Raw genomic sequence first — 12,312 nt, forward strand, 5'->3', positions numbered from 1 at the left:
CCTCACGCCTGTCCCAGCCCGGTGTGCGCGGCCACCTGCGCGACGAGCTGGGCGTGGAGACGCTCCGGATCGAGCCGCGCCGCGAGATCGGCGTCGTCGACCGCGCGCGCCACCGCATCCTGGCGCAGGGCCTGCCAGATCTGCAGCAGGAAGCCGCCATGGCCGTCCGGCTGCCAGGGCAGGTCCTCGGGCCGCTCGGCGAAGGCCGGCGGCTGGGCCGGCTGCGGAAGTCCTCTTGCAGGCTCGCCCGGATGCTCGAACAGGAAGCCGGCGAGCCGGTCGAGCGCGGCCTCGCGCTCGCTCCAGCGCTCGATCGTCACCGCCGGCGAGACCGCGCCCAGCCGCCCCAGATGCGCGGCAAGCGGGTCCTTTTCCATCGCGCCGATCAGGGTGGGCACCTCGACCCGGTCCGGGCCGATTTCGCCCTGGCGCCGGATCGCGGCGCGGTAGGGCGCGAGATAGCCGTCCCCGGCGGTGAGCCAGTCGCGCAGCCGGCGCAGGCGCAGCTCCAGCGGCGGCACGGGCAGGGCCATGCGCGCGGCGATGCGCCGGTCGTACCAGGGAAAGAACAGCCGTTGCTCTTCCAGCCGCGCCCAGATCGAGGCGAGGTGCGAGCCGTCCCAGGCCGGCGCGTAGGTGACGAGATAGTGCGCGAGGAAGTCGGCGCGCTCCTGCTTCGTCCACACCGCATAGCCGTCGAGCGCCAGCGCGCTCGCGCGTTCGGGAAAGGACAACGCGAAGCTCATCGCCGTGCCCGCCCCGGTATGGAAGCCGTAGAGCGCGGCGCGCTCGACCCGCATCACGTCCATGAAGGCGTGGAGATGGCGCGCATAGTCCGCGCTCTCCGGATCGGGTGCCGTCAGCGGCGCCGACAGCCCGTTGCCGGGCGTGTCGAGGCCGATCACGTCGAAGCGCCTGGCCAGCCGCTTGGCGATCGCGGCGAGCGCATCGGCGCTTTCCGGCGAGCCGTGCAGCAGGATCGCGACCGGCGCGCCGGCCCGGCCCGCGCGCTGGTAGGCGGTCAGGCTTGCGCCCGCCTCGACGAAGCCCCGCTCGCCCCAGCCCGCTTCGATCCTCGCCGTCACAGCTCGATCACCTCCACGATGGTGCCGTCGGGGGCCGACAGGCACCCCGCGCGCCTGCCGTTGTAGGGCGCGCCCTCGCGCACGGCCGGGGCCTTGATCCAGGGGCCGGGGATGGAGTCGAACTCGGGATGCAGGAAGGTCCCGATCGCCGCTCCGGGCGGCAGCATCCCCTCGTGGCGCGGGCGCGCCTGCGCGGCACTCGGATACTGGTCGAGTTCCAGGAACACGTCGCGGCCGTGGATGCCGGTGGAGATGGTGTGCAGCTCGGCGGTGGGCGTGCCGAAGGCATTGGCGAGCATGTGATACTCGATGTCCATGATCCGCCCTGTCTCGAAGTTCAGCGTGCGGTCGAACCAGGCCAGGCTGTTCCTCATGTCTGAGCAGCCGATGACGAGGATGAACAGCTTGTCGATCAGGGTCTGCGCGCGCGGCAGGTCGTAGGCGGGCAGGTCGTCGCGGATCTGCGTGAGATAGACGATCTCCTCGTCCGGGCCCTTTATCTGCATGGGATAGATCGCCGGCAGGCCCTCGATCTCGCGCGGCGGACCGATCACCTCGAAGGGGGAGCCCTCGATCTTCTCGTGCGCCTTCAGCACGTCGGTGACGCAGATCTCGATCGCCGCCCAGCCCCAGGTCACCAGCGCCCTGTAGCCGGGCACGGGGGGCTGCTCGACGAGCCGCAGATAGATCTCCGCCCCGCTCGCGGGCGCCATCACGGCGGTGCGGCAGCCCGCGCTCGCCGGTGCGCCGAAACTCTCCGCCAGCGCGCCGGGCAGTTCGCCCTTCGAGACCGTCTCGTAATCGAGCCAGTCGCGATAGCGCGCCTCGGCGGCATCGAGATCGGCCACGGTCAGAGTGGCTGCGCGCAGAAGCTTCATCCTCGTCTCCCCGGCTTGGCGCGCGCTGTCCTGTGCGCGGCTTTTCAGAAATGGTATATCATTTGAGATGCCGGTCTAGCCGATGGCCGGGCCGGATGTCCAACGCTTTGCTTCGCTCAGACGGGAAAGCCGGTTCGTCATCGCCGGCGACGACTCCGCCCTTTTGCGGGTCGGCTTCGACACGCGGCAAGGCTTGCGCGGGCGGGTCCATCCCCGCTCTCATCCGGGCCCCGGCCGGGTCTCCGGCACGGCTATGACGGAATGACGGCGGAGGAGGCCGTCGGGAAGCGCTTGGGCAGGGGCGGCTCAGCGTGGAGGCCCTGTTCCGGCGGGGGAGCGCCTGCCTCTCAGTTCTCCTGAAAATCCTTCGCCGCCTGCTCCGAGCTCACCTCGTCGCCGCGCTGCAGCGCGTCCTGCTCCTGCTGGAGGATGCGCAGGATGCGGGCGATGAATTCCTGGGTCCAGGCGCCGCGCTCGGCGGCCTCGGCCTTGTCGGGCGCGAAGCCCTCGATGTCGGCGCGGGTCAGCGTGCCCTTCTTCTCCAGCACGCGCTCCACGGTATCCAGGCGCTGGCGCATCACCGAGACTTCCTGGGCCAGCGCCATGACGATCGTCATCAGGCGCTCGGTGTCCTGGTTTTCCAGGAACCAGGGCCGCTTGCCGCGCGCCTTGGCGCCGGCATGCTTCAGCGGATCGAAGGCGTCCATCAGGCGGCCTCCCCGGTCTTCTTCATCGTCTTCTTCTGCGCGCCGATGACGTGCCAGGCGGCCTTGCGCCCGTAATCTTCCACCTCGTCGGTGTCCGGGGCCGGGAAGAGGCCGGTATCCACGACCGCCGCGACGCCGTCATGGAGAATCTTCTCCTGCCCGAAGCCGGCCTTGATCATCAGATCGTCGAGATCGATCTCGTGCATCGTCGTCCAGAACGGCTCGTTGTTGTAGAACGCGTCCCAGTCGCGCATGGCCTGCTCGTAATAGGTCATGGTGTCGGAATATTGCGGCTGCTCGACATGCAGCACGATGCCGCCGGGCTTCAGCAGGCGCCGCGTCTCGGCGAAGATCTGCTCCATGGCCTTCTTGCTGGTCTCGTGCAGGAACATGGTGGTCTGGATCCAGTCGAAGCTCTCGTCCTCGAAGCGGGAGAGGTCCTCGGCATCGGCCTGCACGAACCTGACATTCTCGATCCCGAGCGATTTCGCGCGCGCCAGGCCGTAGCGCAGCATGGGCGCGCCGGCGTCCACCGCAACGACCTCGGCCTCGGGGAAGGCTTGCGCGATCGGCAGCACGTTGTGGCCGAGCCCGGCGCCGAGATCGAGAATCCGCTTCGGGGCGAAGCCGGGCAGGTTCCTCTTCACCCATGCCACGACCGCGTGCCCGCCGCCATCGTTGTAGCGCCCGAGCGCCCCGCCGGTGGTCGCGAAGATGCCCAGATCGTAATTGGCCGGCCCCGTCACGTCGCCCGGCGCGCGCTCGGTATGATAGCTGCCCGGCATGAGGTGATGATCGACGGCCGTGAGATAGCGCGGGACGGCGAAGCCCTCCTTCAGCTCCAGGCGCGGATCGCCTTCGGTGAGCTTGCGGGCCTTCTCGTTGAGTTCGCCCGCCTGGCGCAGGCACACCCAGCGCCCGGCCTCCTGGCGCTGCTCCATCGTCGCGCGGCGCAGCGCGGACCACCACTGGAAGGCCGGATCCTTCAGCAGCGCCTTCCTGACCTCGTGGCGGTTCCGAAACGCGCCCTGCGCCTTGACATGGGCCGGCTCCACGCGCGTCTCGAAGGCGGCCTTCACGCCCGGCATCACGCGGCTCGCGAGGTGACGGTTCATCTGGGCGAGGAAGTTGAAGCGCTCGGCCTCGTCATGGCTCGTCCCCGGCATCATCGCGTGCTTGCCGACGAGGCGGTAGTCGGGTGGTCCGTCATAGGCCGGGCGGGCCTGCTTGTCGCTCCTGGCGAGATCTTCGGGCATGTCCGGCCCTCCTTGCGTCTCGTGGCTGCGCGAAAAGTCGAAATCCGCGTTTGACCAAATGATATATCATTTGCGAGAGTGAAGCGCCAAGCGACGCAGTCACGCCTGCGCGCCGATGCCGCATCCTGCCGGCCATCATCGCGCGCGGATCGAGGAAGGAAAAGCGCCATGACGACCCGCATCATCGCCCTGTTCAACCTGAAACCCGGCGTTTCCGCGAAGGACTACGAGGCCTGGGCGAAGTCGACCGACCTGCCCACGGTCAATGGCCTGAAATCGGTCGATGGGTTCGAGGTGTTCAGGGCCACGGGGCTTCTGGGCTCCACCGACGCGCCGCCCTACGAGTATATCGAGATCATCGACGTGAACGACATGGAGACGTTCGGCGGCGAGGTCGGCAGCGAGACGATGCAGAAGGTCGCCCGCGAGTTCCAGGCGATGGCCTGCGACCTCTCCTTCATCCTGACCGAGAAGCTGGGCTAGGGCGATGGGACGCTTCACCGGCAAGACCGCCGTCATCACCGGCTCGGGCCGACGCCAGGGCCTCGGCGAGGCGATCGCGAAGCGACTGGCCCGGGAGGGCGCGGCCGTCGTGATCTCAGATCTCGGAAGGAGCGCCGATCCCGCGACCCCGCCCGAGCATATCGGCGCGACCGCCGAGATGGACGAGATCGCGCAGGACATCCGCAAGGCCGGCGGCACCGCCTCGACGAAACCCTGCGACGTGCGCGATCTCGAGCAGATGCGCGCGCTGGCGAAGCACGCCGTCGACACGCACGGCTCGCTCGACATCTGGGTGAACAATGCCGGCATCGGCTATATCATGAAGCCGCTGCTCGACGTCACGGCAGAGGACTGGCGCGCGGTGATCGATGTGAACCTCACCGGCTGCTTCTTCGGTATCAAGGCGGCCGCCGAGGTGATGGTGAAGGCCGGCAGGGGCGGACGCATCGTCAATATCGCGAGCCAGGCGGCGAAATCCGGCTTTCCCCACGCCCAGGCCTATACCAGCTCCAAGCACGGCCTCGTCGGCCTCGTGCGTTCGGCCGCGATCGAGCTCGGCCCGCACGCGATCACCGTCAACAATGTCTGCCCCAACCACGTCACCACCGGCCTCGGCGCCTGGCAGAACGAGTATTTCTCCAAGGTCGTCGGGGCGGCCAGCGTGGAGGACTACCTCGAGGCGATGGCGAACCGCATCCCGATGAAGCGCCCCGGCAGGGCGAGCGACACGGCCAGTGCGGTGGCCTTCCTGTGCTCGGAGGAGGCGGAGTATATCACCGCGGAAAGCATGAACGTCTCCGGCGGGGAGGAGCCGCATTGATCGTTTTCAAGGTTGCGGGCAGCCTCCTCACCCCACCCCCTCGCTTCGCTCGGACCCTCCCCATCAAGGGGAGGGAGGGGTTGATGCTGGACCTTCCAGAACGCTCTCCTTCCTCCCCCTCGAAGGGGGAGGCGCCCGCGAAGCGGGCGGAGCGGGTGAGATGACGGCCGCGACATCGAGAGTGAACCCATGACCCACAACCCGCCGCCTGGCTTCACTTGGCCCAACGGGGCAAGACTCGCGCTCTCCCTCGTCGTCAATGTCGAGGAGGGCGCGGAGAAGAATATCCGCGACGGCGATAAGGGGCCCGAGCCGGTCGACGAGCTCGGCGCGACGCCGGCCAGGGCCGAGATCCGCGTGCACGGCAACGAGACGAACTACCAGTACGGCATCAATCGCGGCGCGCCGCGCGTGCTCGATCTGCTGGACCGCTTCCAGCTCCCCGCGACATGGACGGCGGCCTCCCTCGCGCTGGAACGCGCGCCCTGGCTCGCCAAGGCCATCATGGCGCGCGGCGACGAGCCCTGCTGCCACGGCTATCGCTGGAAATTCCAGGCCTTCATGGACGAGGCGGCCGAGCGCGAGTTCATCCGCAAGGGGGTTTCCAGCCTCGAAAGGACCTGCGGGCGCAGGCCCTCGGGCTGGCTCTCGCGCTATCTGCACACCGACATCACGCGCGGCCTGCTCGCCGAGGAGGGCTTCCTCTATCACATGGACGATTACTCCGACGACTTTCCCTTCTGGGACGTCGTCGAGCTGCCCGGCGGCGGCACGAAGCCGATCATCGTCCTGCCCTATGCCATCGATTCCAACGACATGAAGTTCTGGCTCTCGCCGGCCTTCACCGCCACGAACTGGCTGACCTACGCCATCGACACCTTCGACTGGCTGCTGGAAGAGGCGAACGCGCAGGGCGCGCGCATGATGAGCCTGGGGCTGCACCTCAGGATCATCGGCCGGCCCGGCCGGATCGGGGCGCTGAGGGACTTCCTGCAATACGTCACCAGCCATGACGGGGTCTGGATCGCCAGGCGCGAGGACATCGCGAGGGCCTTCGCCGAGGCGGTGCCGGCACCCGCGTGAGCCGGCGGTGGAGCCGCCCCGATTGACCGGACAAACGCCTCGGCCTACTTTGTCCGGACAAATCGGGGGCCGACATGCGCTCACTTCTCTTCGTTCCGGGCTCGAGGCCCGACCGCTTCGCCAAGGCGCTTGCCGCCGGGGCCGACGCGGTGTGCGTCGACCTGGAGGACGCCGTCGCCCCGGACGGCAAGGCAGACGCGCGGGAGGCGGTCGTTGGCGCCCTGATAGCGGGAGATCGTGTCGGAGTACGCGTCAATAGCGTCCGCACAGACGACGGCAAGGCCGATCTCGACGCGCTCTCGACCGCTCCCGCCCCGGTCTTCGTCATGGTCCCCAAGGCGGAGACGCCCGGGGACATCGCTGCGGTTCGCGCTGGGATAGATGCCCCCGTCATCGCCCTGGTCGAGACCGCGGAGGGCCTTCGCAATGCCTGGGACATCGCCGCGGCCGAAGGCGTCTCGGCGGTCATGTTCGGGGGTGGCGACTATGCCGCCGAGCTCGGCATCGCCATGGATTTCGAGGCCCTGCTGTTTGCCCGCTCGCAGATCGTCGCCGCGGCGGCGAGGGCGCGCGTGCCGGCGATCGACGTGCCTTGGCTCGACGTGTCCGATCCTGCCGGGCTGAAGCGCGAGGCAGAGCGGGTCAAGGCCTTGGGATATAGGGCGAAAGCCTGCATCCACCCGACCCAGCTCGAGACCGTCAATGCCGTCTTCACGCCCACCCCGGACGAGATCGCGCGCGCGCAGGCGATCCTGCAGGCCCTTGAAAACGCACAGGGCGGGGCCGCGCTCCTGAATGGAAAGCTCATCGAGAAACCCGTCGCGCTCGGCGCGCGCCGCACGCTGGAGGCCGCGCGCTCGGCCGGACTGGAGACCTAGAATGGTTCAGAATTTCAAGGAGGTGGGTCCGCAGCGCTATCGCGAGACCTTCGGTCGCTACTTCGAGGACTTCCACGAGGGCGATGTCTACGAGCATCGTCCCGGCAAGACGGTGACCGAGTACGACAACCACCTCTTCACCCTGCTGACGCTGAACACCCATCCGATGCATTTCGACGCCGAGTTCGCCAAGGCTTCGGAATTCAAGAAGAATCTGGTGGTGAGCCCCTACACGCTCGCGCTCGTCATCGGCATGAGCGTGACCGATGTCTCCCAGAAGGCGATCGCCAATCTGGGGATGGACGAGGTGAAATTCACCGCCCCGGTCTTCGCCGGCGACACGATCTATGCCGAGAGCGAGGTGCTGGCCAAGCGCGAGAGCAAGAGCCGCCCCCATCAGGGCATCGTCACCGTGGCCAGCCGCGGGATCAACCAGCGCGGCGAGACGGTCGTGACCTTCAAGCGCAACATGCTGATTCCAAAGAAAGGTTTCGGCGTCGAGGACAAGGTGGAGAATTACTGATGGCCGCTGCCGAAGACCATATCCTCACCGAGGCCGACGAGCGTCAGATGCTCGACGCGATCGCCAAGTGGATCGAGAAGAAGGTCGCCCCCGTCGCGATGAAGCTTGAGCACGCCGACGAATGGCCCGGAGACCTCGTCGAGGACATGAAGGAGCTCGGCCTGTTCGGCGCGCTGATCCATCCCGATCATGGCGGGCTGGGCCTTTCCGCCACGGCCTACTCGAAGATCGTCATGATGATCGCCGAGGAGTGGATGAGCCTGACCGGGATCTTCAACTCCCATCTCATGATGGCCCAGATCGTCCAGAAATTCGGGACGCAGAGGCAGAAGGACTACTGGCTGCCGCGCTTTGCGAGCGGAGAGCTGCGGGGCGGCCTCGCGCTGACCGAGCCCGATGCCGGCACCGACCTCCAGGCGATCCGCACCACCGCGAAACGCAGGGGCGACACCTACATCGTAAACGGCGCCAAGACCTGGATTTCCAATGCGATCAAGGGCCATTGCGCGGCGCTCCTGGTGAAGACCGATCCCGACGCCGAGCCGCGCTACAAGGGCATGTCCATGCTCATCGTCTCCAAGATCGATCCCGAAACCGGCGCGCCTCGCAAGGGCATCCGCAACGGCAAGAAGCTGGAGAAACTCGGCTACAAGGGCATCGATTCCGGCGAGTTCGTCTTCGAGGACTACGAGGCCGATGCCGAGCTTGCCCTGGTCGGCGGGGAGGAGGGCAAGGGCTTCTTCATGGCGACCGGCGGACTGGAGATCGGGCGCATCAACATCGCCGCGCGCTCGGTCGGCATTGCGAGGCGAGCCTTGCGCGAATCCATCGCCTATTCCCAGCAGCGCCACACCATGGGCAAGCCGATCTGCGAGCATCAGGCGATCCAGCTCAAGCTCGGCGAAATGGCCGCCAAGACAAAGGCTTCCGAACTCCTGGTGCAGGACGCGGCACGCGCCTACGACACCGGCGAGCGCGTCGACATGGAGGCGGGCATGGCGAAATACTTCGCCTCGGAAACCGCAGTGGAGGTCGCCACCGAAGCAATGCGCATCCATGGCGGCTACGGCTATTCCAAGGAATACCCGATCGAGCGCCTCTATCGCGATGCGCCGCTGATGTGCATCGGGGAGGGCACCAACGAGATGCAGCGCATCATCATCGCCAAGCAGCTGATCAAGCGCAATCCGGTGTGAGACCGGGATGTCCTCTCCCGCTTGCGAGAGAGGTGCCCGCGAAGGGGCATCGCCCCCCTTCGGCCCTTCGGGCCACTCCCCGCTCCAGCGGGAGAAGACATCGCGCAGGGAGGATCGAACCCATGCACAAGCCCCTGTCCGGCATACGGGTCCTGACGATCGAGCAGTATGGCGCCGGGCCCTACGGCACGCAGCTCCTGGCGAGCCTCGGCGCGGACGTCATCAAGATCGAGAACCCGGCGACCGGCGGGGACAGCGCGCGTCATGTCGGCCCGCATGGCCTGGGCGAGGCGGACAGCGAATTCTTCCAGACCTTCAACAGGAACAAGCGATCCGTCGCGCTGGACCTCAAGGACGCGACCGACCGGGAGAAGTTCGAGCGCCTGGTGAAGACCGCCGACGCCGTCGCCAACAATCTGCGTGGCGATCAGCCGGCCAAGCTGAAGCTCGATTACGCCGCGCTTTCAGGGATCAAGCCGTCCATCGTGTGCGCGCACCTGTCCGCCTACGGCCGCGGAGGCGCGCGCGAGGCATGGCCGGGCTACGACTATCTCATGCAGGCCGAAGCCGGGTTTCTCTCGTTGACCGGCGAGCCGGACGCCCCGCCGGCGCGGTTCGGGCTTTCCATGGTCGATTTCATGACCGGCACGATGATGGCCACGGGCCTCGTTTCCGCGATCCTGGGGGCGCAGCGCACCGGCAGGGGCTGCGATGTCGACGTGTCGCTGCTCGACACTGCCCTGCACCAGCTCTCCTACCCGGCGACCTGGTATCTCAACGAGGGGACGCAGACCCGCCGGGTCGCGCGCTCGGCCCATCCTTCCGTGGCGCCGTCCCAGCTGTTCAGGACGGCCGACGGCTGGATATTCCTGATGTGCCAGCTGCCGAAATTCTGGGAGATTTTCTGCCGCGAGGCCGGTTGCGAGGCGCTGCTGGAGGACGAGCGCTTCGCCACGCCGAGGGCGCGCGCGCAGAACCGCGACGCCCTCACCCGCGAACTCGATGCGGTCCTCCAGGCCGCCACCACAGCCGACTGGATGGTCCGCCTCGGCGGCAAGGTGCCGGTCGCCCCGGTCCACGACCTAGCCCAGGCGCTCGCCGCACCCGACGCGCAGGGCCTGGTCGAGACGGTCGATCACCCGGCCAAGCCTGACGGCCTGAAACTCCTGCGCGAGCCCTTCCGCATCAACGGCGAACGCCCGTCCGGCACGCGCGCGCCAAGGCTCGGCGAACACACCGAGGACGTGCTGGGAGGGGACTCATGAAACTCGCCGGCCTGAACGTCATCGACCTCTCCGCCTTCCTGCCCGGGCCGCACCTGACGATGATGATGGCCGACCATGGCGCCGACGTGGTCATGGTCGAGCCGGCCAACGGGGTCGGCGAGCCGACGCGCGAGATCGGCTGGAAGACGCCAGACGGGGTCTCGGTCTGGTTCCGCAATATCGCGCGCGGCAAGCGTTCGCTGAAGCTGAACCTGAAGGATCCCGACGGGCAGGCCCTGCTGCATGCGCTGGCGAAAGAGGCCGACGTGGTGGTGGAGGCCTTCCGGCCGGGCGTCGCGAAGCGGCTCGCGGCCGATTACGAGACGCTGTCGGCGATCAATCCGCGCCTCGTCTACTGCTCCATTTCCGCCTTCGGGCAGGAGGGGGCCTATGTCACGAAACCCGCTCACGATCTCACCGTCCAGGCGCTCGCCGGCCTCGTCGATCTCAACCGCGGGCTGGAGGATGGAAAGCCCGCCTCGCCCAACATGCCGGTCGCCGACATGGCCGCCTCGCTGATGGCGCTGTCGGCGATCCTGATGGCGCTCTACCGGCGCCACGAGACGGGGCGCGGCGACTTCATCGACATGGCGATGTACGATGCGTGCCTTGCCTCGACGCCGAACGTGACGGGGCCGGTCTTCGCCGATGGCGACCACCCCCCGGTCAAGGACATGAGGAGCTTCGGCGGGGCGGCGATGTATCATGTCTACGAGACGGGGGACGGCAAATTCCTCGTCCTCGGCGGCTCCGAGCCGAAATTCGCAAAGAACCTCCTCGACGCGCTCGGCCGGCCGGACCTGTTCGAGCTTGCCCGCACCGAGCCCGGCCCGGATCAGGAATCCCTGCGGACCTTCTTCCGCGAGACGTTCAAGGCGAGGAGCCTTGCCGAGTGGGAGGCTTTCCTCAGCCGGATCGATGTCTGCTGGGCGCCGGTGCGCACGCTCAAGGATGCGTTCGACGATCCCCACACCGAGGCGCGCGGCCTGGTCTTCACCGACGCGGACGGCAACCGCCATATCGGCCTGCCGATGAAGTTCCGCAACGAACCGGGAAAGCCCTCCACGAGCCTGCCCGGGTTCGGCGAGCACTCCGAGGCGCTGGCGAGGCAGGCCGGTTTCGACGACGCGCGGATCAGGGCGATGACGGATCGCGGAGCGATCTAGCCCTCTCGCGTCAGAACCATGTCGTAGGAGAAGCGGTCGCCGGGATGGACGCTCTCGGAGACCGCGATGATCCGGCCCTGCGCATCGAGATAGCGCCGGCGGGTCATCAGCGCCGCCCCCGCGACGGCAGCCTGCAAGGGCTCGGCCTCCTCCGGGGTCAGGAGATGGGCCTCGATGGCCTGCTCGATGCGGGCCGGGGCGATGCCGTGCTGGCGCTCGATCCAGTCGGTGATCGCACCGCGAAGCTCGGACAGGGCGATGGCGCCCGGTGCGAGATCGGCGCGCACCAGGATCACCGTGCGCGCCACGGGCGGCCCTTCCTCGCCCTCGCGCAACCCTGTGATCTGCAGATAGGCCGTATCCGGCTCGAGCCCGAAGCGGCGCACGAGAGCGGGATCGCCGTCCACCCGGCTCGTGGCGAGCACGCGCAGCCGCGCCGCGCGGGCGTATTGCAGCAGATCCTCCATCCCGCCGAGGCGCTGGGTGAAGGCGGCGGGAGTCTCCCGCGCCACCACCACGGTGCCCGCCCCGCGACGGCGCGCGATGAGGCCGGCCTCAGACAGGAGGCGCAGCGCCTCGCGCACGGTGTGGCGGGAAACCTTGTGGCTCGCCATCAGGGCGTGCTCGGTCGGCAGCTGCTCGCCGATGCCGGGGCGGCCTTCGGCGATGGCGCGCTTCAGGCTCTCGGCAAGCTGGGCGTAGCGGGGGGCCTGGTCGGTCACATCTGTCTCCGCTTCTCGTCCCACGCCGCGCTCAGGGCATCGCGATGGGCCGGCGCCGCGATCGCGATCGGCGCTCCTGCACATGCGTCGAGATCGAGTCCGTGAAGTCTCGCAATACCACATTCCGCGACGACCGCATCGACGGGCGTGCGCGGACGCATCGCCGCGACGGCGTCTTGCAGCGAAATCGGGGCGGATTTTTTCGCCATGGGTTCTTTTCCACCGAACC

At 67.9% G+C, this 12,312-nt stretch carries 14 protein-coding genes; 8 read left to right on the forward strand and 6 right to left on the reverse strand.

Going from position 1 to position 12,312, the window contains the following annotated elements; translation table 11 throughout:
* Nucleotides 1-2: 2 nt before the first annotated feature.
* The 4 genes from JW792_RS16645 to JW792_RS16660 form a co-directional block, all read right to left on the reverse strand.
* A complete protein-coding gene (locus JW792_RS16645; protein WP_158291522.1) occupies nucleotides 3-1,085 on the reverse strand; it encodes an alpha/beta fold hydrolase in 1,083 nt (360 codons plus the stop codon).
* A complete protein-coding gene (locus JW792_RS16650; RefSeq protein ID WP_135994688.1) occupies nucleotides 1,082-1,963 on the reverse strand; it encodes a VOC family protein in 882 nt (293 codons plus the stop codon). The genes JW792_RS16645 and JW792_RS16650 overlap by 4 nt, the downstream gene beginning before the upstream one ends.
* 347 nt (nucleotides 1,964-2,310) lie before the next feature.
* Entirely contained in the window at nucleotides 2,311-2,670 is a 360-nt protein-coding gene (locus tag JW792_RS16655; protein WP_135994687.1) for a hypothetical protein, read from the reverse strand.
* Nucleotides 2,670-3,926: a class I SAM-dependent methyltransferase gene (locus JW792_RS16660; RefSeq protein ID WP_135994686.1), complete on the reverse strand. Its 1,257-nt coding sequence runs from the start codon at nucleotides 3,924-3,926 to the stop codon at nucleotides 2,670-2,672. The genes JW792_RS16655 and JW792_RS16660 overlap by 1 nt, the downstream gene beginning before the upstream one ends.
* Before the next feature lie 168 nt (nucleotides 3,927-4,094).
* Here JW792_RS16660 and JW792_RS16665 point away from each other — a divergent pair, with 168 nt between their 5' ends.
* The 8 genes from JW792_RS16665 (at nucleotide 4,095) to JW792_RS16700 (ending at nucleotide 11,361) form a co-directional block, all read left to right on the forward strand.
* Nucleotides 4,095-4,409, forward strand: coding sequence for an REDY-like protein HapK (locus tag JW792_RS16665; RefSeq protein WP_135994685.1), 315 nt, complete (start codon nucleotides 4,095-4,097; stop codon nucleotides 4,407-4,409).
* Between the two features lie 4 nt (nucleotides 4,410-4,413).
* A complete protein-coding gene (locus JW792_RS16670) occupies nucleotides 4,414-5,250 on the forward strand; it encodes an SDR family NAD(P)-dependent oxidoreductase (RefSeq protein WP_135994684.1) in 837 nt (278 codons plus the stop codon).
* 189 nt (nucleotides 5,251-5,439) lie between these two features.
* Nucleotides 5,440-6,333: a polysaccharide deacetylase family protein gene (locus JW792_RS16675; RefSeq protein ID WP_135994683.1), complete on the forward strand. Its 894-nt coding sequence runs from the start codon at nucleotides 5,440-5,442 to the stop codon at nucleotides 6,331-6,333.
* A gap of 74 nt (nucleotides 6,334-6,407) precedes the next feature.
* Nucleotides 6,408-7,211 (forward strand): HpcH/HpaI aldolase/citrate lyase family protein, encoded by an 804-nt coding sequence (locus JW792_RS16680; RefSeq protein WP_135994682.1) that lies wholly within the window; start codon nucleotides 6,408-6,410, stop codon nucleotides 7,209-7,211.
* 1 nt (nucleotide 7,212) lies between these two features.
* Entirely contained in the window at nucleotides 7,213-7,734 is a 522-nt protein-coding gene (locus tag JW792_RS16685) for a MaoC family dehydratase (RefSeq protein ID WP_135994681.1), read from the forward strand.
* Entirely contained in the window at nucleotides 7,734-8,930 is a 1,197-nt protein-coding gene (locus JW792_RS16690; protein ID WP_135994680.1) for an acyl-CoA dehydrogenase family protein, read from the forward strand. Before JW792_RS16685 ends, JW792_RS16690 begins: the two co-directional genes overlap by 1 nt.
* 122 nt (nucleotides 8,931-9,052) lie before the next feature.
* A complete protein-coding gene (locus tag JW792_RS16695; RefSeq protein ID WP_135994679.1) occupies nucleotides 9,053-10,195 on the forward strand; it encodes a CaiB/BaiF CoA transferase family protein in 1,143 nt (380 codons plus the stop codon).
* Entirely contained in the window at nucleotides 10,192-11,361 is a 1,170-nt protein-coding gene (locus JW792_RS16700; RefSeq protein ID WP_135994678.1) for a CaiB/BaiF CoA transferase family protein, read from the forward strand. Before JW792_RS16695 ends, JW792_RS16700 begins: the two co-directional genes overlap by 4 nt.
* Here JW792_RS16700 and JW792_RS16705 read toward each other — a convergent pair.
* Nucleotides 11,358-12,083, reverse strand: a complete 726-nt coding sequence (locus tag JW792_RS16705) for a GntR family transcriptional regulator (protein ID WP_241095004.1) — start codon at nucleotides 12,081-12,083, stop codon at nucleotides 11,358-11,360. The genes JW792_RS16700 and JW792_RS16705 overlap by 4 nt on opposite strands.
* On the reverse strand, nucleotides 12,080-12,292 hold the full coding sequence (locus tag JW792_RS16710; RefSeq protein WP_135994676.1) for an acetyl-CoA hydrolase/transferase C-terminal domain-containing protein: 213 nt from the start codon (nucleotides 12,290-12,292) through the stop codon (nucleotides 12,080-12,082). The genes JW792_RS16705 and JW792_RS16710 overlap by 4 nt, the downstream gene beginning before the upstream one ends.
* Between the last annotated feature and the right edge of the window lie 20 nt (nucleotides 12,293-12,312).

It is taken from the genome of Marinicauda algicola (genome assembly GCF_017161425.1).
Lineage (GTDB): Bacteria > Pseudomonadota > Alphaproteobacteria > Caulobacterales > Maricaulaceae > Marinicauda > Marinicauda algicola.